Here is a 23,879-nt window from a genome sequence, read left to right on the forward strand (position 1 = left end):
AAGATATTGTATTTATTATTTTCTGTTAAAGTTCCGGAGCATTGGGATCTTTTGGATCTATAGGTTTACTATTGTGGGCAACAATTCCTGAGATAACATAATTATCAACATTCTCAACATCTAACAGGGCTACTTCAAGAGGTTCTTCTTTGAATAAGATTGATTCAATGGCTTTTGTTTTACCGGTTTTATCAATTAATAACATACTTTGTACTATATTTTTAACACTTACCCATTGTAGGTTTTCACCATCTTCAGTAACTAATAAAGGGTGCTCTCCGGTAGCCTTAATTGTAGTATCCGTTGTTTTAATTTCGTAGTAATTGGGTTCTACACTTGTTCTTTTATTTACTACGGTCACTTCTACTTTGGTGGCTTCAATTAGTTTTCCGTTCCATTGCATATAGTCTCCTTCAGATTCATCAATCTCATTTGGAAAAGTAAGTCCCTGAAGTTTATCTCCCACAACAATGTTTTTTAATTTTTTTGATTGACCTGATGCCATTGTTACCAGAGATTCTACATCGAAACAAGAGTTTACCGGTTCTACAGCACCTGTAACTTCATTACTAAAACCGGATTCATTACCTGCAGCATCCAAAGCTGTTACTTTAAAAAAATAGGTTGTATTTGCTGAACCCAAAACAGTACAATTGGTATAAGTAGTTCCCAGATATATTTCATAAGATCCGCTGGAAGTTCTTCTGTAAACTCGATAGCGGTCAACTGCTACATTATCAGTTGAAGCATTCCATTCAAGCGTTATATGACTATCACCTGAAGAATAAGCTATTAAACCTGTTGGTGCTGTTGGTGCGATTGTATCCGGTACTGTCGTAACATATAATGTATTAGTAGCGGCTGATACGTTTCCTGCTGTGTTCTTTGCTTTAACATAGAAACTATCAGGTGCACTTGAAGATAATCCAATAGCATTGTAAGTAAGAATATTGCCCAATTCGATTAATAAAGCATCATTTTTATAAATCAGATAATTAGTAACATCCGCATTGTCAGCCGGTGCTGTCCAGCTTAAAGTTGCAGTTGTATTGCCGATGTTTGATGCTCTTAGATCTGTTGGAGCTGTTCTATTTCCGGAAATTCCTGTGTATTCTATGAAATAAACTACTTTGTAGGGGTTAAGAATGGAGAAAGCTTTACCTTCTCCAACAGTTGATGTGTCTGCTGATTCATAACCACCGAAAGGAGGTGTTCTGTCTTGAAAATCATAACCTCGAATCGGTATGGCTTTTTCATACGTGTGACTATGTGGAGGCATTTCTTCAATTGATAATGATTTACTTTTTATTCCTCCGGACTTTGTAATACTATTAAATTCGGTTTCATCAATATTAAATCCTACAGGCATTTTACCTTTCAATGGCACGTATTCTTCCCAGCCTTCCGGAAAAGGAGCCGGTTTACCCCAAAGCGCAATCATCCCGATAGGTACAGCTGTTCCATTGGCAATTTTACTTTCTAAAGCGGTAATACGATCCAGTAACTGGGGTAGAGAATTACTTTTAGTAACGTGATTTGCATTGTCTATTACTAACAAAGAACCAGTAGAGTTTGATGTGTTTAAATTTTCTAAATATACTTTTCCGCCTATATTAGTATTCTGCCAATCAGATTGATAATTTAAAGAAAGACTTGTTGTAGACTGGTTACTGTCATCTACTAAAGCTCTCCCTAACGGATCTGCCGGATGTAAAAATCCTCTTTTACTTGCTGAACCTAATCTAAAATCAATCGCTCTGACATTGGCTACAGCAGATTCTTTAATGTCTAATTTTGATAATTTATAAATGTCTAAATCCAGATCACCTTTCATGGGTTTTGAGCCATTGAGAGGAAGATAAGTTTGATTGATTAGATTAATAGCTGCTTCGATTGCATCAATATTATCTTCAATTTTCTGAAGGGTCAGTACATCTTTAAATTTTGATGACTCATAATAATATTCTGTTAGGGCATCACTAATTTTAGTAACCCCAAGATTAAAGGCTGTCTGAGTGATATATTCAGCTTCGTAATCAAAATAGGCGGTTTGAGATACGCCTCTGCCGTATATTAAACTTGTCCCTTTTCGCGTTGTTTTTAAATAACCTGTATTAGCACCTTTTTTAATAGGATATAAAATTCCTTCCAGCTTTATAGCTCCTTCAGGATCCTTAATGTCTTTTTCTTCCTGATGAATAATAGCCCAACCTTGCTTTTCGGTTGTTGCCGGGGCTACGATATAATTTTCACCAGGCTCGATGCTTAAGTGTTTTTTTAAAGCTTCGAATAACTCCGACCTGTAAGCAGTCTGAAGTCTTTCTAAAGTTTCCTGCTCCAGAGGAAATCCTCCCGGATGACTAAAATTTACTTGTTTCATTTTTATTTATTTAAATGTCTGTTGTTTTTGTACTATTTTATTTTTGGTTGAGATTACCGCTGCTTTATATTTCAGCCTAAAGTTTAATCTTTTGCTGAATAAGAGTAGGTTTCATAACTTTTGCCGGCCAGTTTATAAAAGTTCAGCAAATTGTGGTATTCTATATTGGCTACTTTAATAGCTTCAGTTGGTACGGATACCTCTTTATTAGAGTCGACAATTATAGTTTGATTGTCGATTAAACTTTTCGGAATAAATACTCTGAAATTGGCATAATTTATTTTCGTGTAATCTTGAAGATGAGCGAGATAAACAGGTTTGTTGTTTCTGTTTTTGTATTCCTCATGTGTAAATACTTCTAATTGCGGAATTATTAACGCACCATCGGCTACAGTGCCATCCGGTAAAATAACGGGCTCATAATACTCTTTGTGGAGGTACACATATTGTACAGTAGGCTTGATCGATTCGTCTATATAAATTAAATCTTCGGATCGCTTTTGCTCTGTATTTAGATTAGGATTGTAATTTTTTGTTGGATTATAAGCCTCGTTCAGTACTTTTTCCAGATAAATAATCTGACCTGTATGCTGCATTTTATAGAGTGTTTCTTCATAAATGGTATGAAGAGGCGTCAGTAAAACATCGAGCCAGTCATAATGTGTTTTTTTTCTAAGAATAGGAGGGATAAGCCATAACAACAGCTTTTCCCATTTTAAAACGGTGTATTTATTCATTGTATATATATTAGACTATTGTTTATCGCGGTAAAATGTATAAGGAATGTAATTTACCTCAACCTGAAGTGCGTCCATATCAAAATAACCTGCACTTGGAATGAAATATTCAATATTGGTAACATCTTTAAGACTCTCTGGCTGATCGCTGGGATTTGTTGCCCAAAGGGTTTCAACCTTACTCAATATGGGGATTTTAACTCCTTGTGCTTTTTGAACTGAGTCAACGAGATATGTTTTTACGAAAGCACCATTAAACTCGATATTTTTTAAATGGTCTTTAACGGCATCAAGTACTGGAAAGACGGTATTACTTAAAATTAATGAACCATTTCTTGGGTCTAACGGATCCTCTAATAGATCTTCTTCGTATTTATCTAATTTGGCTTGCTCGTCTGCCTTTAAAAGCCTGTTTAAACTTTTTAACTGATAATATTCAATGTCTTTTGGATTGATAAACAGCGTCAAAGGATCGATGTAAACATTCAGACTTAATTTTAGACTATCTCCCTGATCTGAAGTGATATACACTTGATTTCCTGCGTCTTTAATTTTGGCAATGTATTCTTTAAAAGCAAAAAGCTCATTGGGCACATCGATTCTCGATATTTTATCATCCTTTACAGTGGCCACTTTTATAAAAACAACCCCGACTTTATTGTGGAAAAAGTCCGAGAAGATTTCTTCAGGTTCTTTTTTGGGATCCAGCACCGTTCCTAAATCAATTTCGCTTACTGCGCAATGTTTGATGATCTTAGAGTCTTCAATTTCTGATTCTGTAAGTCCTGTCGTATCAAATTGATATGAACCTTCTTTCCAGATTAGTGACATGGCCTTACCCGAATCCGGATTTAAAGGTATCCCGTAATGAAAATTTAATGCCTGTTCGCGATACCAGTTTAAAGTGTGGGGCCTTGAAATCAGGGCATTTTTTTCGACTATTTTTTCGTGTACCCAAATAGCAGTAGCGACGATGTTGATCCAAAGTTGCCAAATAGCAGTCTTTGATTTCGTTAAGCCGTTTAGAGAGGATTGTTTATTTTTCTCAATCAGAATTTCATCCTGTATTTCAGCAATTGTACGTGCCATATTTTAATTTTTTAATATAGTTTAGCCTGTAAGACATGTGTAATATGCTTATAGATAATTGTTTATGTTTTTTTGTAAATACTAAAGAGCAGTAACTTTCTTTTAGCGATTTCTAAAAAGATAGATTTAAATGTGCTGTTATCCGTCTATTAAGTTGTTGCATAACAGTTCTTAGCAATAATGAATGAAGTGTATTAATAAATAATAAAATCATCTTCAATAATCATATAATCAATTCCGGAGAAATTGTCCAGTAAATACTGTTCTTCGTCTGTAATTGAAGTGGCAGGTTTTAAGTTTCTGGAATTGTAATATTCTACGATATCTTTTTTAAAGGCTTCTCTGCCTATTTTTAAATCTTCGTAAACAGAAATGTCATCGGTAAGATTAAATTGATCATTGTCTTCTAAAAGGTCGAATACTTTTTCTATACTTCCGTATTCTTGCAAAGAGATGTCAAAAATGTTTTGGTTTTCCTGTGGTTTAATAGTTTCCATCGATTTTAATGTTTTGTAAATCGTTGACATCTAATGTTTTTACATAAAAATTGTCATACGATAATTGTTTGTCTATTTCGTTTTCTAGTCGTAGCCTGGAGGTTGCATCCGGGCTGTTGATGTATTTTTTTATTCCTACTCCAAGAATAGGAAACTCTTTATAACTTCCTTTCTGGCTTAACAATAGATGTTCTATGTTTTGCTGATCTGCCTCTTTAATGGCGAAATCTCCATTTGTAATTAACAAGTCTTCATCTATGATAAAATCTTTCATATGTCGTTATTATTTATTGTTTTATTAATTAATATTTCCTTTGAATTTGCGCGCCATATCCAAAAGAAGTATGTTTTATTTGATACTGTAAAAATACGTTATGCTTTTGCTTTAACCAAGATTTTAAGGGCTGCGAATCAGTAGTTTCAGTAAGTTGAATTTTCTTAAAGTGTATTGTTAATCAGTTGGTTGCTGAGTCAGGGACAAGGTTTTTATATTCCTGGAATAATCACTTCAAGAATAAAATTAAAAATGACTTTTAGGATGTTGTTTTTAATTTCATTCAGTTTTATTTTTGAAATCCCGGTAGTTTGAAGCGCCTGTAATGCCACTAAATCCAATTGACTTTTTAAAAGCCATTCTAATTCTTCTTCCGTTAAATTTCCTGCAGAAAAAAGAATCATCCAGCGTTCCAGTTTTTCTTTGGATATTTCCAGAAATGTGTTTAAGTCTTTCTCTAATTCGGTTTTGTTTTCTTTATAACTTTTTGTTATAATCGTTTTTAATTTGCTTTTCAGCTCTTCTGTTAACTGATCTTTATTCATTGCTTTAGTTGTTGTTGATTAAGTCTAAAAGGGCATCTTTTGATTCTTTGTCTTTTTTAATTTCATACTGAATCATTAAATCGAAAGCATCTAAAATCTGTTTTTTGGATTCCCCCACAAAAGCCGGAGATAAAACTCCTTTTGTTTCCCAGCACTTGAAAAATGCCGCCAGAAGATTTTTCTCTTTATCGGTTAGAATTTCCCACATCGCCAGAGTGATTTCGTTACTGGGTTTGTTTTTTTCATATTCGGCCAATTTTTCGATGTTCAGAAGTAAAGATTCAATTTCTGCTTTGTGAGTGTTATAAGGCATAGTCGCCTGATCCATTAATTTGGAACTTTCAACTTTTAATTCGGTAGTTTTTTGATAAGAATAAGAATCGAATAAGGCAGTTCTCGTCGAAGTACAGGAACCAATTGCAAAAGAGAAGGTTATTAGAAAAGTGAGATACTTTAATTTCAAATGTTTCATGTGTTTATTTGTATAAGATTACATAGTTTTTTTTGTCTCGTTTCAGTTTGCTGAGAACTTTCCAGTCGCTGTATCCTTTTTTATCAAAGTGCGGAAGATCTTTAAAGGTTTTCCAGTCTCCACCCCAGTTCCAGTTGTATTTGGCGAAAATTTTCACGCATTCCTGCCAGTCCGAAATTTGGTCGCCATCCCAGTCTTTTGCAGTATCCCAGGAAGCCGTTTTACCATCTATAATCAGGCAGATGTCTACCGCAAAGCCATAATTGTGAATAGATTGTCCGCCTTTGGCATTGGTTACTTTTTTCCCTGGTTTCGTTCTTCCAAAAGCATAAAGATCCTCTTGTTCCTGAAAAGATCTAAGCCCTTGCGTGATGCGCACTTTCGCTCTTCCGGTTAAGGCAAGATCGCATTCTTCGATGATTTTAGTAACTTCTTCCCTGACCGAAGGATGAAGCAAATCAATGTGCTTTTTTGTTGTTTGATCCATATTTGTATGTATTAAAGATTTCAAATTCTGAGCATAAAAAGCTTTCCTGATTGTTTGAAGACAATCAGGAGTTTTAGTATTCGATAAGATTTTTTGTGTTTTAAAATTTATTTAAGGTTAAAAAGAATTCCTTAAATAAATCCTGAAAATGTTCAGTTTTTGTGATTGCAATCTTGATGGAATAAGTGCTTTTTATTACACTGTAAAAATACGCCGAAATAGCGTGTTTTAAAAATAATAGTATATTGTAAATCAGTAGTTTCAGTAGAGATTTTTAGGTCTTTTATAGTTTTGTTTTGTAAGCAAAAAACGAAAATAAAAGAAAAAAAATACCCGTTTTTCTAATTAAGAAAAACGGGTTGTAATAGATTGAAAATTGAATTTTTAATTCTGATTGAGATTTTGTCTAAGAGTAAGCTGTCGCGTTGGGATATCTAACTCTGTTTCCAACAATAGAATCGAAAAAAGTTTTTTTATTTTGATTACTAAAAGTGACTTTTAGCAGCATCATTTTTTTAGCTTTTAAGCTGCAAAAGAACAACAATAAACAAGGAGCGGAAAGGAATACTAATTATTTTTTCTCCTTTTTGACAGGTGTTTCACTTGTTAATCTGTTTTTTGTTTTTTTCCAAAATATACTTTTCCCGGCACTTATGGTTCCCGAAATTCCAATACTTACTTTTACTCCTGTATCATAATAAAAACTTCCCGAAACCCAATAGTCTTTATTTTCAAAATCCGCAGCAGGAAGCTTATATCTGGCACCTACAAGTTCATCTACCATTTCGAATGTTGGTTTGCCGTCTTTGTCTAATATGGGTTTTTTATCTTTTCCTTTAAGTTGTTTTTTTACTTTTTTTGTTAAGTCTTCATGACTTCCTTTATCATTCTCTTTATCATGTGCAAATTTTTTTTCTATAGGATATCTAATAGAAGTTCCGTTTGCTGCTAAATAACTATCATAAACGTCTTTTGGAATTTCTATAAATTTATATTCATCAAATTTATTTTGCCCAAGTTTATTATACGGATTGGTTTCTGAATTACCCCAGGCAAGAAAATCAGTTCCATCCCAAAACTCAGCTCCATTTGTTAAATCATTTTCGCCTTTTAAAACATAAAAAAGTGCTTGTCTCGTAAGTTTTGATTTTTTATCCTTAAGTGATGATACCATTTCTTTTTTATGTTCAACACGAGAATAACTGGTGGACAGTAATTTTTTCCATGTTGAGTTGATATTCTTTGATCTGTTAAAACTTGTATATGCAATACATTCTAATTCTCTTATATCTTCATTTCCAGCTTCCATTTTTACTACATAAGCGACGTAGCAAAAATCAGAGTGAGATATGTTTTTCTCATTTTCTTTTAATATCTGAATGTTATTATAGGTTATAATTTCTTCCTCTTTTGTGTTTTTAACTTTAGATTTTCCGGTACAAGTATATACATCGCTTAAACTTCCTTCGTTTTCAGGCTCATTTACTTTTCCTTCAAAAGTTCCGTCTTCATTATAAAAATGACCATTTACATATACAATATCATCAGCAAACATATCCTCTACTGGATTACCAAAATTGCTTGTTAAAGGTTTTAAGATATTAAATTTGTGATTATTCTGATCATTTAGATCAAAATCACTCTTTAATGAGGTTTCTCTAGCCCAGTTACCAGCATGTTTTTTATCAGGCGTCCGGGGCTCTGTAGGACGTTGATTAACTTCATTTAGTTTAATGTAGGGATTTATCTCACGAGAATTTTTATCATCTTCAATTTGTTGACGCCAAATACTGAGCATAATTTGCCTAAACCGAGCCATTTCAGAAGCACTGGTATCTTTTAGTTCTATAGTATGGTTTTTAATAATCATTAGGATAGTTTTTATGAAAGGGCAAAAAAGGCATTTGTTATAGTATTTCTATTTTAACGGGTTTTGGCTGAATATGATCTGAGAATGCTGTGGTGATATTGAGACGTAAATCGTCTTCTTGTTCAATTTTGGCATCACCGCCCAGATAACAGTTTTTGAATAATACTTCAAGTGCTTTAAATTCATCCATTTTTGAAGCTTGTAATACGGCAGAACGAATAGCGATATCCGGTTTTTTGAAATAGGCAAACAAAGTGGTTTCGTCGTCGTCTGCGATGGTGAGTTTGACCACTTTTTTATGTTTGTATTTCCATTGGTTGAATTGTGCCTGGGTAATGTTTCCGTCAAGAACGTCGACATTTTTAGATTTTTCTATTTCCATTTTGAAAGGTTGTTGCTGGTTTTATGATAGGGTGAATTGATGTCTGATTTAGTGGTGTCTTTTATTGTTGATTGGACACAAGTATAAATGTCATATCGGTTATCGTAACTAATTGACGTTTTTCTATTTTTATAGAAATTGGATTTTTTTAAGTGTAATTTTAAAAAAAGAGACTGCCTGAGTTATTGTTTTGAAGTTGAATAATCTCAAAGCAGCCTCCTGAAGAAGATTCCCTGTTTAAAACGGACTAATAAAGAGCGTGGAGAATAGTTTGCTTGCAAAAATCATGTTGCTTTTGAACTTCTTTTTTGCGTAACGCATTTAGATATTGGTTTTCTCTTTTTAGTCGGTTTTAGAGACAGGGAAGGGGTATTATAATTTTAGGAATTTATCGGGATGATTAATTCCACTCAACATGAGAACAGATCAGGTCAAAAGAAACCGCGATTTTGGTATCTCCCTGGCTAATTCCCCTGCTGTTTGAGTTGAATTCGCAGTTTCTTACTGTGTGTGTAATTACTTCGTTGCTGTCGTCCAGGTAACTTACAATGATGCTAAACGGATTAATATCCTGTAACCTTTGTCCTTTTGGTAAAGCTGCTAAAATCGCTTCTACCTCGTAGTTGTATAAAGTGATTGAAGCTTTTGCCTCATATTTTCCTCTGCCTCTGTGTACTGGCATATCTCCGGCTCCGTAATGGTTTTCTTTAGATACTGAGTCACTATAATTTACAGCTGTAATTCCGGTAACGATATTACCTGCAATACTTACTTCAATTGATGACCAGCTGTGTTGTTGTCCGTTAATTAATGGTAATTTATTCATATGTCGTTTGATTTATTTTTTATAATCCCGATAACGCTCGGGGACTATCACTTTTATTCATTTGTTCTTTTAACATTTGAATTAGGGCGATGCTATTAGTGATTTTATTGTTTTTGAATTATAAGAGATTCGATAAATTATGCTTTATCGATTCCAAAAGGATTTTTAAATCCTAAATCAACCGTAATTTTACGGGCAGTTCCAATTGGAGTGATTTCTGCTTTTACTTTTAATTCTGAAGTCGCTAAAATGTTTTGTTTTGGATCTACATAGACATCAAAATCAGAAACTTCCTGGTTGGAAACCATTCCTTCTAAGGCACTTCTGCATAAACCTTCAAAGCTTTTTGAAACAGATTGAGGTAATTTACCATCAATATCTACTAAAACCGGAGAAGCCAATTTTGGCAATAAAGCGGTACGCAATAAACGGGTTGCTTTGTTAATTGTACGGTTGTTTTCTACATAAGCAAAGTCTGATGTGCCCAAAGTAGCTGTATGACTGTCGTTAAAATATACACCAGGCAAACCAGTGTGCGTTCTTGCAAAAATGTATCTTTTTTCGTTTAGCTCGCTTAAAGTTCCTAAAGTTTTAATTTCTTGTCCGCCTACAAAACCGGCTTTTGCGAAACCTTCGCCGGTAAGATTGAATTTTTCGATCCAGGCGATGTTCTCCGATACTTTTGCTTTAGATACAGCTCCCAGGGCCAATCCAACTGCTGCGGTATTTTTGTATGAATCTTTGAAAACGAATTCAAGAATAATTTCATTTTCTTTTTTCAGGCCCTTTTCATCTTTAACATTGTAAACATCCAATAAACTGCTTGCCGGAACTAATTCCTCTTTAGATGCTAAGGTATATAAGGTGTCATCTGCGGGCGTAGTGCCTTTTTTGAATAATTTTTTTTCAAAAGCTTTTTCAACATCCATAGCCACTACTACAGATACGTTTTCTGCATTTAATTCAGCTAAACCAGGAGCGGTATCAGCATCAAATCCTTTTCCTTCTAAAATTATTTCAAAAGGCATATAATCTTTGTAACCCAGTCCTGCTTCTGTTTGTGCTTTTCTAACTGCGTCTTTTGTCATTGCGAATGTTGTTTCACCGCTAAAGATTACGGCCATTTGACGAATATTTCCGTTTGCCAGCTCTTGCATATTCATCGCTTTTGCAACGATATCTTCATAGGAATCTCCTGTAGTTGCCATAATGTACAAGTCTCCGGAAGGATTCATTCTGAAAAATTGTTGAATTTGGTAGTAAGCTGATTGTCCATTTACATCATAATCAGCTGTAATTCCTAATGCTTCAGCATCTTCAAGTGAAGCCAGACGCTCTATTTTGTCTACTACTAATTTTGTGGTTGCAACTCCGTCAAAAAGTAAGCCTGAAACCATGTCCTGGTCTGGTGTTCTTCTTCCTAATCCACCTGATAGTTTGTTAATCACTACATCATTTAATGTACTCATAATATAAATTGTTTTTAATTGTTTAAAAGTTGTTTTTGTTTTGCCTGGAAAAGAGCAAAAGAAGGGCTGTAACAAGTGTTTCAACTTGTTATTATCAGTGATTGTATGTTTTTAAATATTGGTAATCCGGAATCCAAAAAGTAGAACAGGTATTTTTGGACGATCGATAAAAACGGGTTTTTCTAATTGAATTTTACTCTTGGCCAAGAGATAAATTTGCTTTTGATATCGAGTACAAATTTAAGGCTCAAGTTTGCTTTTTCCAATTTTTTTGATGGTCAAAACCAGTAGTTTCAGTGCTTTAAGCTCTGGCCTCTGTAGCGAGTCCTTCATTTATAATTGTATAAATAGTGCGCTCTGTCAGGAACAAAGTATCTGAAAGTTCAGATACAACAACTTTCATTTGTTTAGCTTGATTTCTATTTAGGTAGTTGATTACATACTCTCTCCTTTTTTCTAATAGTGTTCTGCTTCTTTTCATTTTTTGGGGTTTTAATAGTATGGATTAATTTTGTTTTGGTGGGGTAAGCGGTTGTAATTTTATATCATTTAATGATTTGTAAGTGGTATTGAAATGTTAAGCAGCAAATCATTATTATTAGATGTTAGTTTCCAGATCTATAACTCCTTTAAGCTGATTAGGATTTATTCCAATTATTCCGGTAGTTAGGTTATATCCTAATTCTTCCAGTGCTTCGTTGCTTAAACCGTTATTGAAAAGGATATATTTCTTTTTTAAGATATTTTCAATTAATGTGGTTTTGTAAGTGATCTCCCAGATGAAGTAATCGTTTTTAGCCCAATAAACCTCCTCATTAGTGTACTGCTTCTCTTTAGCTTTAAACGTTGAATTGGTGTCTATGAAGAAATTGCTATTGGCAGGAGATAATACAGCTTTATCGATACGGTGTGCAATTTCGAATACATCTTCGTAACTTGTTGATGATAGAGTACCAACTGGTAATACAATATAAACACAAAAAGAGACGTCGGCTTTATAATTTTTTTCAGACGATGTTTCCCAGGATACCGCATCGTATTTAAACATTACTGTAGGTACTGTAAGAGCCGTTTTAAAAATAGCATCACTATATAAATGTACTGCTGGGGCATTAGTCGAAAACTCTGTTTCGATCGCATTTTTTTTCTCGGTATAAAAATCTTTTAGAATCATATGATGGATTATTTTTTGACAAATATACAACATATGTTTTAATATATACAACTTATTACGGTAAAAAATGCAATAGTTTCAGTAATATGATTTGTTTATTTCGATCATATGTTCTAGTAATACAATAAGAAAGAGGTTACAAATGCGTTGTAAATCAGTGGTTTTATGAAAAATATAGAAAAGAATGCAATTATTTGCATAATATTATTTAGTTTTGCAACATATAGTGGAATGTGTTACGGGTGTTAAACATATTACATAATTAAATCAAATGCAATTACAACATGGAAATACATACTAAGATAAAACGTATTATAGACGAGATGAAGTTAAACAATAACTCATTTGCGAAGTTAATAGGGGTAACCAGCACAACAATAGACAGTATCACTATTGGAAGATTGCAATCTGATGGCGATAGAAAAAGAACAAAACCGGGTTTTGATTTGCTTCAGAGTATTATTACACATTGTAATGTAAATCCGGACTATTTCTTTGGAGGGAGTGATGAGATTTTTGTGAATAAAACAAATGAGACAGTAGGTTTAAATTTACCAAAGATTATTACGGTAAATGAAGACGGCGAAGAAAATATTAATTTTGTCGGGGTCAAGGCCCGGGCGGGATATTTAGATGGTTATTCTGATCCGGAATATATGGAAACCCTTCCGTCATTCAGTATGCCAATGCTCAAGAACGGAACCTACAGATGTTTTGAAATAAAAGGAAACTCGATGTCGACAACGATACATGACGGAGATTATCTTTTTGGAAAATATGTTGATAATTTTGATGATATTCTTGATGGTAGAATTTATGTTATTATCAGTAAGAATGATGGAGTAGTGGTAAAAAGGGTTTTAAACCGAATCAGGGAAAGCGGCAAATTAATCCTGAAATCAGACAACAGAGACGGAAATTACCCAATGTATTCTATTTATGCCGAGGATATTCTGGAAGTGTGGTATGCCAGTATGTATGCCTCGAAACAAATGCCCGACCCAATTAATATCTATGAAAAACTTCATGCTCTTGAGAGTAAGTTTTTTGAATTAGAAGAGACTGTAAGAAAAAAACAAAACTAAAATAAAACAAAAAACTGCAATAAATATGTTGCAGTTTTTTGTTTTTATTCAATTTTCTGAATAGCAAATAAGGTAATTAAGGACTTGTTATTGAGTGAGATAAGTGCCTTTTTTTGAATTTAATTTATTTGAATTCCGGGTATATGGCTTCTGTATTTTTTTTCCAGACTTTATATTTTGCTTCTCCCCAATTTTTAATAAAAAAGGCCTCAAAAGTCTTAGAATAATACTGTTGTGCAAAACCTTCTTTTTTAGCCTGATTGGGTGTTAAGTCGTGAGTTCTGGCTATCAATTGGTAAATTTCGGAACCTTTACTAAACAGCCATAAATCTTTTTTTGTAGTAATAGTTTCTTTTAGTGCTGTATCATAATACAGCCATCCATTTTTATTTTTCCATTCTGATGTCAGAAACGAATTTAAAATACAACGATAATCTTTAACCACAAGATTGCCTACTTTTTGATCTCCGCCATCATCAATAAGGGAAAAATTAGTGTTCCCAAATATTTTAATGTTTTTATCTGTAAAATCTCCAAGCTCTTCTAAGAAATCAGGTTTATTGGCTTCTTTACAAGCTACTGAAATGAACGTTCCGCGATCAAGTATAGCTCCTATTAAAAGTTTTAAGCCCAAAAAAGTTTTAATTTTTAATTCATCAGGGCCATTTTTCGCAAACATAAGTTTAGACTTTTCAACAACTTTTGTGACATATTCCTGGTTTATTTCTGTAGGGCTTTCGCCCATTTTAGAAATCACGAGTTTGATTTCCCGGATTTTATTTGCAAATAAAATAGCCCAGTTACTTTTTTGTTGTGAAGTGTCTGAGAATATATTACCATGATGTACAAGACAAACATTGTTATATTCATATTCTGCGTTTAACTCTTTAATTTTTTCAATATCCGCTATGCTGTCCAGCTTTACAACCTTCCAGATATTGTTGTAGATTCTATTAAATTGCAGGTTACCTCCAAATTCTAAGACGATCAAAAGATTGATCTTCTTTTTTTCTACAAATAACGTTTTGTCCTGAAAACCAGTATTGCCATTTACTTCTTTTATTCTAAATGTTCTGTCCATTTTTTTGCTACTGGTTTATATCTTCAAGTGAGATTTCTTCTTTTAAAATAGCAAGGCCATCTGCATTTACCTCTCCACTAAATTTTACTAGTTTGGTATTTTCCTTGATGTCTTTTCCGTTTACTTCATCTATTACAATGACGATTGTTTCTCCTTCTTTATAATTTTTTGTTTCTGCAACCAGGCTCACCTTATCCCCAATGTAGGCCGTATCTATGTCATTATTCAAATCAGCATTTTTCCAGCTGATATTTAGTATTTCCTTTACTAAAGGGGGTATCACCGGCGGTGAATATTCATCAAATACCACTATTTTAGATCCGGTTTGAAGAGGGTTTGTAATCATAATTTGTCCTCCAATGGTACATATTAGGGTTGAGGTTTCTAAGAGCGCTTTTTTATCACTTCCATTTACGGTACTGGCCGGTTTTTCCCATTTGGTCATTATACTGGGACTGCAAGGTTTGTTTTGAATTACTGCACAAGTTCCAAAAAAGGGACTTTCGAAAGTTTTCTCATCATCTGTAGCCATCAGTTTTTCCTGGATAAAGATGTTGTTTTGAGATTTTACATCCAGGGTACCTGATTTAGACCCCTGGTTGCAGGCACATAAAGCACCATTACATACATATTTGGTAGCCATAGATTAATTGATTTTTACGTTATCTCCGCTAATAATGGTATCTCCGGTTGCATTAATACTGATCTTTTCAGTCGATTTCATATTTATGTTTTTTCCTTCAATATTAATATCACCTTCGGTTTTTATAGTAATTGCTGTTTTTCCTTTTAGTTCAATTAAATTTTGATCGTCTTTTTTTAATCGGATACTATCGCTCTCTCCGTTTAATTCAAATGTTAATTTTTTAAGTTCATCATCTTCAAATAGGTATCCTGCTATTTTATTTTTTTCAATGGCTACTGAAGTTTGTTTTTTATCATCGTCGTTTTTTAATAAAATGGCATACTTTTCCGGAGTGGCCAGCAGTGAATTTAATTCTTTGCCTGTGTTATTTTTAAATTTGAAAGAAACAGCATCTTTAGAAACGGCTAAGGTTAAACGTTCTTTTACTTCTTTGTTTTCAATCGAATTAAAAGTTGTGGTTAAACTATCAGGAGTAAAAATTGCAGTTGCCAAGGGTTTTTCATCATTGTCAAAATAACTAATTTTAAAATTTTGGTCTTTATCAAACTCTATTTTAGCGACATCAATAATCTTAGTTTCATCAGTTTCTGTTGCGGTATCTGTGTTGATGTAACGGACATGCAGTTTATTGCCATCAGCACTATAATCCAGAAAAAAACTGGAGTCAATGGTAGCCTGAATTCTTCCCATTATCCGATTGACTTCAGAAAATTGTGAGACAAATGCCCGTGTTTCTACTCCGTCTATAATGGTAGCTAAAACCCAACTGTCTTTTTTTGGAATGGTAACAAGTCCTTGTTCCAAGTCCAGAATTGAAGCTTTTAACCGCACGTTTTTAATGATGGCTCCGTCAGCGCGCATAATGTTTACAGTATAAGCATCCTGTATATTGTAAGGTGACGCTGTTTCTTTATTTATTTCGATGACTTTTGCAGCAAAAGTTTCAATGATTTGATTTTTACCGGCGACATCTTTTATTAAATCTGTTATATTTCCCATTTTGTATCTTTATACTGTTTCTACTCTTCGTCCTATATAAATTTTTTGCCTATAGCCGTTTTCGCCATAACTTCGTTCTACTTTTTCTACCTGAAAGGTTCCGTTTTTTTCTTTATCCTTAGCGTTATCCAGAATTACCTTATCTGTTGGCCGTACAAAAGGTTCTCCAAAAGTGAGGAAATAGCCTTCAAATCCGCTTGGTTTTGATTCCATTGCCCTTGAAGCGGCGTATTGATACAATTCTGCAGTAACTTGTGTGGCTGCATTTTCAAAAGCTAGAGGATCTTTGGGCAAATCATCGTTCTCATTGTGCAAAACGTGAGTCTTTATCAATTGTCCATTCGGGTCACCTAATTCAATATAAATGGGGGTGTTTGAGTTTTTAAAATATTTTTCGACTCGTATACGCGTATTCTTAGTCGATTCATTAACAACTACTAATTTGTCTTCGATAATATTATAGCGAAATCTAAAACTTGCTTTTCCTAAAAAAACTCCGGAAACAGACTGGACTGCTTTATTTAACTGAGAACTTAAAAGGCTAAGGCCCTGGTTGATTAATTTTTTGACAATCGCTCCTGCTAAAGGGCTTTTAATGAAGTTTCTGTCAATAAATCCAGCTAGTTCAGTGGTAGTATGTTCTTGCGGATTGTTGGTAATGGTAAGAACAGGCGCTGTTTCTTCGGTTTTAAAATAGGTATAAATTCCTTTGTCTTTTAGCATTTCAAAAACCTGAGCCAGACTTTGATTTCTGTTAATCATTATGTTTCCTAATTCTTCACTCAGGGCATTTACTTTAAAAGGTAATTTTAATTCTGCAATTCTTTTTTCAAAGAATTTTTTGGGATTAAAACTTGCAACATTTATTGTTGGATTGGTTGATACAAAATTCAGAACGTCATTCTTGTCCTGGATATCATCATCTTTTACAGCTTTTACTTTTTTAAAAGCGTACATAACATCTTCACAAGTTATTACAGCATTTATATCTGTTTGTACTCCGGTGATATAACCTCTAAAAGCAGGTTTATAATTCCCGTCATAGCCTAAGAATATTTCGATATAATTTTCAAGTTTAAAAAAATCGTGAATTGTTTTTTGCTCGCCGCTTGCATTCGCGAACAAGTTCTGATCAAATCCTTTGGTATCTGTATATACTTTTTGAGGCATTACAAGAGTAGCGGTATCGGTAAGGGATTTGTATGAACTGCTTATAGCTACATTTTTCACATAAGTAAATTCATAAAATTTAGGCGTAGGAATAAGTTTTACTGTTTCGTAAACTTTAATTTTAGCATTTAGTTTAAACATTGTCTCTAATAATTAGTTCTACAGTTTCGTCTGATGTGGCATTTGCAGTAAATTTTTGAATGTTTTTTGTTCCTGAAATAGAAGGGATAGAGTAGGAGTCTACTACTAATTCATAAATGCCAAATCGATTCAAAATAGCATGTGTTACTCTTAAAGCGTAAGGTGCATTTAAGAATTGTTTCAATAAGAAAAGTTTTTCTTTTGGATATTCATCTCCTGTTTCGCTCGCAATTAGTCCCTCGATTCCAATATTAAAATCACCATTTGTGATATGTTCTTTGATAGTTGAATCTCTTCCATCTACACTCTCTTTTTTTATGGTTTTTGAACGATTTAAATTAACGGTAACAGCATCTACCCGTAAACTGGGTAAATTAAGATCGTTTTTTACCAGAGGTTCAAAAACCAACGGGGCAAAGACTCTCAGATTAAATTCGCCTCCGGTTTTATCTATAATAAAATCTTTTGATTCTGATTCGTTATAGTTAAGGCCTGCATATTCTATGTCTTTGGCATCTAAAATTTCGTTTACATTAAAATTGAATTTCATAATGATTTATTTTTTGTTTTTAATTTGAAAAAGTTTTTGCAAAAGCTGTTATAAGAGTGTTTTCCATTCTGGTTTCGTTATGTTTTTGCAACCACAAGGCTTCTTCGAGTAATTTGTAAAATTCATCCATTGACAATTGATACGGATCTACCTGAAAGGCCTGTCGGATAAGGGCAGCCGATTTTTTGAATTCATCCTTCTGTGGTGTTGGATCTATGGTGAATTCACTATCGTTTTTGATCATCGCTACAATCGAATTTCCTGCTGAGAGCATGAACTCGTCATCATATTTTTCCTGATTGAGAACACATTCTTTAAATAAAAACAAGATTGCTTCATGCGGATTGTCTTTATATTTATTTTGATAATTTAAAAATGTGGTGAAAGATGGTTTTTTGCAATAAGTAACTGTTAATTGATCATCTGAGGTAAGTTTTAATACGGTACCATATTTTTCTTTAAGTTTTTGTAGAGATATTTCGTCTGGCATTTTTATGGTTTTAGGGATTTTGTCATTTTATACAATGCAGAAAAGGTATTTTTTACAGCTATTAAATTGAGCTGTCTCTGCTTTCTTTTCTTAGGGTTTCAGTCAGGCTTTCATTTTTTTCGGATACGGTTAAAGGAGTGATATTGAAATTTCCTATAATAATGTTGCCTTCCAGTTGTTGTCCTAAAGGATTTTTAAAATTAGTCATGTCTGGTGCCGGAGGAGTTTCGCCTAAATCTTTTGATGTAAAATCCATGATGGGTTGAATGTTAAATTGTTAATACGATTAAAAATGATGGATATAGATGAGCTATTCATTCTCAGGAATATTCTGAAAATAAAGTATACTACTATGTTCTTTTGGGATGCTAACAGTTGTTATTAGAGTATGTAAAAGTAGGGTATAAGAAGCTGAAAAAAGAAAAACAGGAGCTCTGTTTTCAGTAGTTTCAGTGAAATTTTACAGGCTTAAGTTATTGATTTAAAGAGTGGTAATTGTGGTAATTTAGGAGTGTGTATTCTTTGTTATTTTATAAAAAAATACGCCAAAGACTATGAGAGCATTAAAAGACTCTGATAGGCTTTGACGTACTCCTTTATAATGATGAATAAGAAATTTTTACCTTGTGAAGTATTTTTATTCCTACTTTCAAAGTATCAGCTTTTAATCCTGTTTTTCATTTGTGTAGTCTAAATAATGAAAAGGACTAAAAAGTAATCATCAGAACTCCAGCTGAGGTACGGTAAACATCACCGGCAACCAAGCCGCCTGCTAAAGCATTTGTATTATCTTCGTAAACAGGGGCAGTCCCTATATTTAAATTTCCAACGAGAGAAATCTTTGCTCCTTTTGCAATAAATCTATTTCCAATATTGATGATACCGCTAGCTTCGGCATCGGTTACAGATCCTTCAGATCCTATATAAATATTACCAATTCCTGTGGTTATGTGCATTCCGGCAAACTTCCCAATTCCAATATTAGCTGCTCCTGTAGTGACAGCTCCCAATGAGTAATTACCTAACGCATTATTAGAATTTCCGGATGTATTTAGACCTAAAGCAGTGTGCCCGAAAGCGACATTAGAGAATCCGGATGTATTGTAGCGTAAAGCATACGTTCCAATAGCAGCGTTTTTATCTGTACTTGTAGCGTCAGACATACAAAAGGCTCCAATAGCCGTAGACTGACCTAATCCTGACTCCATTTTTGACAGAGCATTAGTACCAATAGCGACATTATAAGGTGATGTTAAGTTCTTCGTTAGAGAAAATGTTCCTATGGCTGTATTACTGTTTCCGGTTGTATTACTTAATAAAGAAGAAGTTCCTATCCCGGTATTGTTACTTCCAATAGTAGTACTAATTCCGGCATCAGAACCAACCATTGTGTTATTATTACCCGTTGTTAAATATTGTAAAGGGCCTTCTACATCTCCGTCACCATTGCCTATCGCAACATTATATTTTCCTGTGGTCACAGAAGCTAAACCGTTTCTCCCTATTACTAAATTATTTTCGTAATTAGCATTTCCTTTACCAATCCTGATTCCATTAATTGCCTTATCTGTCCCTCCAAGTTCTTGTAGTTGAGTGTTATCTACAAATCCTGATTGTGTTGCTGAGACCGGAGTACCCATCTCTTCTGTTGTTGCTAATGTATAAGTTCCATGTAATTTTTCAGGGAAGTTAAAAGTTGGACTTATGTTGGGATCTCCATTTGTTCTTTTAAAATTTAATCTATTGCCACCGGTTCCATAGATACCATCATTATAAGCTATATCGGTGTTGGTAATAACAAAACTGTGTCCTCCTGCAGATCCGGGTTCAGAATAACCAAAGCTTAATTGGTGCGGTGATAAATTCGCCTGATTGTTACCAACATTTAAACTTAGGCCGCCTGCTCCAATATTCGTATATCGTTTACTATCTGACCTGCTTTCGCAATTTACACCCGTAGTGTTTATTTTTGTTATTTGGTCATTATAAGAATCGTCTACTATGATGCTGTGACTTGTTACATTGCCACCATTTGTTACCGATTGTAAGTCGGCGGCAAATTTTCCTTTTTTAAGTTGGTTATCATCAAAATATGCGATACTATTTGAGTTTGGTGTGCCGGTAGCTACAGCCATTTTAACTATACTTGTGTCTGTATCACCATAGAATCCATTGCAAACAACAGATGTTGATCCTTCTCTTGCAGGAATCCAATAGTAGAGTGTATCACCACCTTCAGGAAGAAGCGAAGCGGTAAATAATATTTCTTCTTCTATAGAATCAATGGTTAATCTGACTAACAACTCATCACCATTAACCAGGGATTTAGGAATACCGTTGTAAAGTTCCATGAAAATCCATTTGCCTGGAATTTCAGTAGAATAAAATATGCCATTGCTCAATCGAATGTAGCTAATAAATGAGGGTGTTGAAGAACCTGTAATATTAAATTCATTTATATTTTTAAATGTAAAATTATTTGCTGCAGCGTCGAATACTCTATTTCCTGTTGCTAAATTGTCGGAATCTCCAAATAGGTTACCTCCTGAGGCACTGATTACATTATTTGTAATCGTAATATTATCTCCGGCAGTAAACAAATCAGGATGAGCATCCGGATCATTTTTGTGAGCGTCTAATTCAGATTTTTCTGCTTTAGCATTCAGGGTGTTAGTTAAATTGATAATACTGTTTTGGGGAATTTTCTCATCCTTATGCCAGAAACTCTGCCAGGTGGCCCAAAATTGTTCCTGAGTGGGTTTTTTACCGGTTTTAAACCAGTCTAAAATTGAATTAATGTTTGTTGCCATATTATATTGAAGTTAATTGTTTGAAAAAAAAATTGAAATCTAATCTTTGTAAGTGCTAATTAGATATTGAATACCTTAGTAATTGGAGTAGTAAAAATACGCCCTGAAAAAGTAAAAAAAGAAAAATCAGATCTCTCTGTTCTGTAGTTTCAGTAGATGAGAATATGTTTTCAATCTATTGAAAAACAAGTGTTTGTTTTAGCGTAATTTCAAATTGGATAAAAGTTTTTTAGCTTTGAAATTCATAGAAACGAGTAGTTTTGCTGTAAGTATTTATGATTAAAAACATCCGGGATCATTCGGTAAACTTATGCTCTTCCGGGATCCGGAATGTCTTTATTTTAAAATAAAATGAGAGTTTATTTTTGAATGTTGGAGCGTTTTTTTATTTCTGTTTTCTGGTGTTTAATGTTTGTATTGCCATATTTTTTGCTTTTTATTTCACGAACTGATTAAATTTTTTTAGAATCGTTTGTTTGATTTTTTTCGTGTTTTTATAGTGTGTTTTGAGATTGTTTATGTTTTTTGAGGTATTGACCTGATTGATTTAACTCAAATCCTACACTATAGGTTGTAATTATATTTAATGAAGTTTTAATTCCGGAGGCGTATTAAAATTGATATTATAATATTGTTGTTGGGTTCATATCAATATTTTTACTTGATGATGTTCCAGTTTTTACTTAACAACGCTGTTTCTGCAGCTGTTCCTGTAATACTGTCAGAATTGCCTCCTGAACTAATGAATAGAAAGCCTGTACTTGGCAAATTATCGGTCCATGCTGATGAATTCCACTCTTTTGTCGTGATAAGATTATTAGCAAGGTCTAAACCTACTAAACTAGTTAAAGGAGAAACTGGATTGAATTTTGAAATTCCGGTATAATTCAAATATAAATATTGTAAATTACTTAATGAATAGGTTGGCTCGAATACATTTATTGGATTGCCATTTAGAGAAATTGTTTTAATGTTCCCTGATAAATCAATATCAAAATCTGTTAATCCATTATAATCTATTGCAAAAGCTTCTAATGATTCCGGTACTGTAAAGTCTATAGTTGTTATATGATTAAATCCTAAATACAGTTGTGTCAATACATTATTGTTATTTAAAGTATAGAAATGGGTTAAATTATTATAGTTCAGATTCAAAAGCTGAAGATTACTTAATGCGTATTCAGGCTTAAATGTTGATAATAGGTTATGAGATAAATTTAATTCTTTTAAACTGCTATAGGGCTGTGTAGGATTAAATTCTGTCAGATTATTATTGCTTAAATTTAAAAACATTGCGTGGCTCATATCGACACTCGGGTCAAATGATCCATCAAGTAAATTATTGGCAATATTTAAGTAAATTAACGAAATTGGAGATTTATCAGGATTGTAATTTGATATCCGGTTGTATTCTAAAGTAAGGTCTGTAAAACCTTCATGTAGCGGTATTGTGGTATTCCAGTTAGTTAATAAATTGTTTCTAATTACTAATGAGTTTAAAGTGGTTGGTAAAGGTGTCGGGGGATCATATGTTTCTATATTATTAAATCCTAATAATAAGGCCATCAAACCTTTTAGTACGATTGATGAATCAAAGTAAAATTCTGTTAATTGATTCTCTTGTAAATTTAGTAGTATAGTTCCGTTAAAGCCTTCGATGAAATTAGCAAAAATAATCCCCATACCATTTAATGATATAACAGGTGTAGCAAAACTGTTTCCAATAAAACTCGCTTTATTTCCTTCTATCAGGACAGAATTAAAGGGCATACTATTGACGGATGTAAAATAAGTATTCCAGTCTTTAATATTGTTTTTGTCTAATATCCCGGCGTTTGAGCAAGTTGTTTCTATGTTTGCAAAAGTTAAACTTAATCTTGACTGGGGAGCTTTAACGACACAAACGATCGCATTGTTTTTGTATGTAGGAAGATTATATAAATCTCCTTCAAGTAAACCTCCTGATAATGCTTCTGTATTATTGATATATTCACCTTTAATAACGCTATATTCTCTAATAACCGGATTTTGCGGATCTGTATTATCTACATTATTTCCTCTTACGGATTGAATGCCCGGAACATTTTTTTCTATAATGATATTCCCTGATCCCACAATAGATTCTCCGTTAATTGTTTTAAAATCGGATTTATCGGTCTTGGAATTCAGCGATTCATTTAAACCTTCAACTTCGTTAGTGTAAAGTTTTTCATTTTTATGTCGGAAACTATCCCAAGTATCCCAAAATTGAATTTGTGTTGGTTTTAATCCTGTTTTAAACCATTGTTTTATGGTATTTAATGTTTGTATGGCCATGTTTTATTAATGTGTAGTTATATTATTGATTAAAAACCTTTTGCATCAAATTGATCGTTTTAGTTTTCCATATATTCTCCTTTTGATCTGAACAAAAGACACACTCAGGACTATTAAAAAAATAGTCGTCCAATAATCTTGAGTGTGTCATTTTAATAAGGATGTAAAAGTTTATTTCTACATTGATTTTTTACTTTTCTTCTTCCGAAAATAAAGGAGTGATACCAGGTAATACTGCTGACAGAATTAAGCCGGCTAATTTGATCCTGTTGATTGTTACCAATGATAAGCCTGCATCTTGGAGCAGGTTAAAATAAGTGTCGATTAAGCCTGTTAAGACAATTAAGAGGCTGACGATTACTGCAATTTTTTGTTTGTTCATATAATTA

The 23,879-nt window shown here is 33.4% G+C and carries 24 protein-coding genes; 1 reads left to right on the forward strand and 23 read right to left on the reverse strand.

Annotated features, from left to right (window positions below; genetic code table 11):
- Positions 1 to 25: 25 nt before the first annotated feature.
- The 13 genes from ACHRWY_RS23895 to ACHRWY_RS23955 form a co-directional block, all read right to left on the reverse strand.
- Positions 26 to 2,380 carry a fibronectin type III domain-containing protein gene (locus tag ACHRWY_RS23895; protein WP_395357903.1) on the reverse strand — a complete coding sequence of 785 codons (2,355 nt, stop codon included), beginning with the start codon at positions 2,378 to 2,380 and terminating at the stop codon, positions 26 to 28.
- An 83-nt stretch (positions 2,381 to 2,463) separates the two neighbouring features.
- Positions 2,464 to 3,117: a hypothetical protein gene (locus ACHRWY_RS23900; protein ID WP_395357904.1), complete on the reverse strand. Its 654-nt coding sequence runs from the start codon at positions 3,115 to 3,117 to the stop codon at positions 2,464 to 2,466.
- Between the two features lie 15 nt (positions 3,118 to 3,132).
- On the reverse strand, positions 3,133 to 4,206 hold the full coding sequence (locus ACHRWY_RS23905) for a hypothetical protein (RefSeq protein WP_395357905.1): 1,074 nt from the start codon (positions 4,204 to 4,206) through the stop codon (positions 3,133 to 3,135).
- A gap of 194 nt (positions 4,207 to 4,400) precedes the next feature.
- A complete protein-coding gene (locus ACHRWY_RS23910) occupies positions 4,401 to 4,703 on the reverse strand; it encodes a hypothetical protein (protein ID WP_395357906.1) in 303 nt (100 codons plus the stop codon).
- Entirely contained in the window at positions 4,690 to 4,977 is a 288-nt protein-coding gene (locus ACHRWY_RS23915; RefSeq protein WP_056252824.1) for a hypothetical protein, read from the reverse strand. Before ACHRWY_RS23915 ends, ACHRWY_RS23910 begins: the two co-directional genes overlap by 14 nt.
- 212 nt (positions 4,978 to 5,189) lie before the next feature.
- Positions 5,190 to 5,522: a hypothetical protein gene (locus ACHRWY_RS23920; protein WP_395357907.1), complete on the reverse strand. Its 333-nt coding sequence runs from the start codon at positions 5,520 to 5,522 to the stop codon at positions 5,190 to 5,192.
- A 4-nt stretch (positions 5,523 to 5,526) separates the two neighbouring features.
- Positions 5,527 to 5,994 (reverse strand): hypothetical protein, encoded by a 468-nt coding sequence (locus ACHRWY_RS23925; RefSeq protein WP_395357908.1) that lies wholly within the window; start codon positions 5,992 to 5,994, stop codon positions 5,527 to 5,529.
- A 4-nt stretch (positions 5,995 to 5,998) separates the two neighbouring features.
- The gene (locus tag ACHRWY_RS23930) at positions 5,999 to 6,481 is read right to left on the reverse strand and encodes a M15 family metallopeptidase (protein ID WP_395357909.1); all 483 of its coding nucleotides are present in this window, start codon (positions 6,479 to 6,481) and stop codon (positions 5,999 to 6,001) included.
- A gap of 571 nt (positions 6,482 to 7,052) precedes the next feature.
- Positions 7,053 to 8,351, reverse strand: coding sequence for a hypothetical protein (locus ACHRWY_RS23935; RefSeq protein ID WP_395357910.1), 1,299 nt, complete (start codon positions 8,349 to 8,351; stop codon positions 7,053 to 7,055).
- A gap of 37 nt (positions 8,352 to 8,388) precedes the next feature.
- A complete protein-coding gene (locus tag ACHRWY_RS23940; RefSeq protein WP_395357911.1) occupies positions 8,389 to 8,733 on the reverse strand; it encodes a hypothetical protein in 345 nt (114 codons plus the stop codon).
- 400 nt (positions 8,734 to 9,133) lie between these two features.
- A complete protein-coding gene (locus ACHRWY_RS23945; RefSeq protein ID WP_035684757.1) occupies positions 9,134 to 9,559 on the reverse strand; it encodes a hypothetical protein in 426 nt (141 codons plus the stop codon).
- A gap of 137 nt (positions 9,560 to 9,696) precedes the next feature.
- On the reverse strand, positions 9,697 to 11,028 hold the full coding sequence (locus ACHRWY_RS23950; protein WP_395357912.1) for a DUF2586 domain-containing protein: 1,332 nt from the start codon (positions 11,026 to 11,028) through the stop codon (positions 9,697 to 9,699).
- A 598-nt stretch (positions 11,029 to 11,626) separates the two neighbouring features.
- On the reverse strand, positions 11,627 to 12,202 hold the full coding sequence (locus ACHRWY_RS23955; protein ID WP_395357913.1) for a hypothetical protein: 576 nt from the start codon (positions 12,200 to 12,202) through the stop codon (positions 11,627 to 11,629).
- A gap of 284 nt (positions 12,203 to 12,486) precedes the next feature.
- On the opposite strand from ACHRWY_RS23955, the gene ACHRWY_RS23960 reads away from it, so the two are divergent.
- On the forward strand, positions 12,487 to 13,287 hold the full coding sequence (locus ACHRWY_RS23960; protein WP_395357914.1) for an XRE family transcriptional regulator: 801 nt from the start codon (positions 12,487 to 12,489) through the stop codon (positions 13,285 to 13,287).
- Positions 13,288 to 13,411: 124 nt separating this feature from the next.
- On the opposite strand, the gene ACHRWY_RS23965 is transcribed toward ACHRWY_RS23960, so the two are convergent.
- The 10 genes from ACHRWY_RS23965 to ACHRWY_RS24010 form a co-directional block, all read right to left on the reverse strand.
- Entirely contained in the window at positions 13,412 to 14,368 is a 957-nt protein-coding gene (locus tag ACHRWY_RS23965; RefSeq protein ID WP_395357915.1) for a hypothetical protein, read from the reverse strand.
- Between the two features lie 7 nt (positions 14,369 to 14,375).
- On the reverse strand, positions 14,376 to 15,011 hold the full coding sequence (locus tag ACHRWY_RS23970; protein ID WP_395357916.1) for a DUF4280 domain-containing protein: 636 nt from the start codon (positions 15,009 to 15,011) through the stop codon (positions 14,376 to 14,378).
- Between the two features lie 3 nt (positions 15,012 to 15,014).
- Positions 15,015 to 16,013, reverse strand: coding sequence for a hypothetical protein (locus ACHRWY_RS23975; RefSeq protein WP_395357917.1), 999 nt, complete (start codon positions 16,011 to 16,013; stop codon positions 15,015 to 15,017).
- A gap of 9 nt (positions 16,014 to 16,022) precedes the next feature.
- Entirely contained in the window at positions 16,023 to 17,324 is a 1,302-nt protein-coding gene (locus ACHRWY_RS23980) for a hypothetical protein (protein ID WP_395357918.1), read from the reverse strand.
- Positions 17,317 to 17,874 (reverse strand): DUF6046 domain-containing protein, encoded by a 558-nt coding sequence (locus ACHRWY_RS23985; RefSeq protein ID WP_395357919.1) that lies wholly within the window; start codon positions 17,872 to 17,874, stop codon positions 17,317 to 17,319. Before ACHRWY_RS23985 ends, ACHRWY_RS23980 begins: the two co-directional genes overlap by 8 nt.
- 19 nt (positions 17,875 to 17,893) lie before the next feature.
- On the reverse strand, positions 17,894 to 18,364 hold the full coding sequence (locus tag ACHRWY_RS23990) for a hypothetical protein (protein WP_395357920.1): 471 nt from the start codon (positions 18,362 to 18,364) through the stop codon (positions 17,894 to 17,896).
- Positions 18,365 to 18,425: 61 nt separating this feature from the next.
- A complete protein-coding gene (locus ACHRWY_RS23995) occupies positions 18,426 to 18,620 on the reverse strand; it encodes a hypothetical protein (RefSeq protein WP_395357921.1) in 195 nt (64 codons plus the stop codon).
- A gap of 451 nt (positions 18,621 to 19,071) precedes the next feature.
- On the reverse strand, positions 19,072 to 21,174 hold the full coding sequence (locus ACHRWY_RS24000; RefSeq protein WP_395357922.1) for a hypothetical protein: 2,103 nt from the start codon (positions 21,172 to 21,174) through the stop codon (positions 19,072 to 19,074).
- A 657-nt stretch (positions 21,175 to 21,831) separates the two neighbouring features.
- Positions 21,832 to 23,490 carry a leucine-rich repeat domain-containing protein gene (locus ACHRWY_RS24005; RefSeq protein ID WP_395357923.1) on the reverse strand — a complete coding sequence of 553 codons (1,659 nt, stop codon included), beginning with the start codon at positions 23,488 to 23,490 and terminating at the stop codon, positions 21,832 to 21,834.
- 190 nt (positions 23,491 to 23,680) lie between these two features.
- A complete protein-coding gene (locus tag ACHRWY_RS24010; protein WP_395357924.1) occupies positions 23,681 to 23,872 on the reverse strand; it encodes a hypothetical protein in 192 nt (63 codons plus the stop codon).
- Positions 23,873 to 23,879 lie beyond the last annotated feature (7 nt).

Origin of the sequence: Flavobacterium sp. FlaQc-48 (assembly GCF_044007335.1) — a bacterium.
Lineage (GTDB): Bacteria > Bacteroidota > Bacteroidia > Flavobacteriales > Flavobacteriaceae > Flavobacterium.

Coding starts and splice junctions, on each gene's coding strand:
- ACHRWY_RS23895 (WP_395357903.1), bottom strand. CDS start 2,380: ATGAAACAAGTAAATTTTAGTCATCCGGGAGGATTTCCTCTGGAGCAG.
- ACHRWY_RS23900 (WP_395357904.1), bottom strand. CDS start 3,117: ATGAATAAATACACCGTTTTAAAATGGGAAAAGCTGTTGTTATGGCTT.
- ACHRWY_RS23905 (WP_395357905.1), bottom strand. CDS start 4,206: ATGGCACGTACAATTGCTGAAATACAGGATGAAATTCTGATTGAGAAA.
- ACHRWY_RS23910 (WP_395357906.1), bottom strand. CDS start 4,703: ATGGAAACTATTAAACCACAGGAAAACCAAAACATTTTTGACATCTCT.
- ACHRWY_RS23915 (WP_056252824.1), bottom strand. CDS start 4,977: ATGAAAGATTTTATCATAGATGAAGACTTGTTAATTACAAATGGAGAT.
- ACHRWY_RS23920 (WP_395357907.1), bottom strand. CDS start 5,522: ATGAATAAAGATCAGTTAACAGAAGAGCTGAAAAGCAAATTAAAAACG.
- ACHRWY_RS23925 (WP_395357908.1), bottom strand. CDS start 5,994: ATGAAACATTTGAAATTAAAGTATCTCACTTTTCTAATAACCTTCTCT.
- ACHRWY_RS23930 (WP_395357909.1), bottom strand. CDS start 6,481: ATGGATCAAACAACAAAAAAGCACATTGATTTGCTTCATCCTTCGGTC.
- ACHRWY_RS23935 (WP_395357910.1), bottom strand. CDS start 8,351: ATGATTATTAAAAACCATACTATAGAACTAAAAGATACCAGTGCTTCT.
- ACHRWY_RS23940 (WP_395357911.1), bottom strand. CDS start 8,733: ATGGAAATAGAAAAATCTAAAAATGTCGACGTTCTTGACGGAAACATT.
- ACHRWY_RS23945 (WP_035684757.1), bottom strand. CDS start 9,559: ATGAATAAATTACCATTAATTAACGGACAACAACACAGCTGGTCATCA.
- ACHRWY_RS23950 (WP_395357912.1), bottom strand. CDS start 11,028: ATGAGTACATTAAATGATGTAGTGATTAACAAACTATCAGGTGGATTA.
- ACHRWY_RS23955 (WP_395357913.1), bottom strand. CDS start 12,202: ATGATTCTAAAAGATTTTTATACCGAGAAAAAAAATGCGATCGAAACA.
- ACHRWY_RS23960 (WP_395357914.1), top strand. CDS start 12,487: ATGGAAATACATACTAAGATAAAACGTATTATAGACGAGATGAAGTTA.
- ACHRWY_RS23965 (WP_395357915.1), bottom strand. CDS start 14,368: ATGGACAGAACATTTAGAATAAAAGAAGTAAATGGCAATACTGGTTTT.
- ACHRWY_RS23970 (WP_395357916.1), bottom strand. CDS start 15,011: ATGGCTACCAAATATGTATGTAATGGTGCTTTATGTGCCTGCAACCAG.
- ACHRWY_RS23975 (WP_395357917.1), bottom strand. CDS start 16,013: ATGGGAAATATAACAGATTTAATAAAAGATGTCGCCGGTAAAAATCAA.
- ACHRWY_RS23980 (WP_395357918.1), bottom strand. CDS start 17,324: ATGTTTAAACTAAATGCTAAAATTAAAGTTTACGAAACAGTAAAACTT.
- ACHRWY_RS23985 (WP_395357919.1), bottom strand. CDS start 17,874: ATGAAATTCAATTTTAATGTAAACGAAATTTTAGATGCCAAAGACATA.
- ACHRWY_RS23990 (WP_395357920.1), bottom strand. CDS start 18,364: ATGCCAGACGAAATATCTCTACAAAAACTTAAAGAAAAATATGGTACC.
- ACHRWY_RS23995 (WP_395357921.1), bottom strand. CDS start 18,620: ATGGATTTTACATCAAAAGATTTAGGCGAAACTCCTCCGGCACCAGAC.
- ACHRWY_RS24000 (WP_395357922.1), bottom strand. CDS start 21,174: ATGGCAACAAACATTAATTCAATTTTAGACTGGTTTAAAACCGGTAAA.
- ACHRWY_RS24005 (WP_395357923.1), bottom strand. CDS start 23,490: ATGGCCATACAAACATTAAATACCATAAAACAATGGTTTAAAACAGGA.
- ACHRWY_RS24010 (WP_395357924.1), bottom strand. CDS start 23,872: ATGAACAAACAAAAAATTGCAGTAATCGTCAGCCTCTTAATTGTCTTA.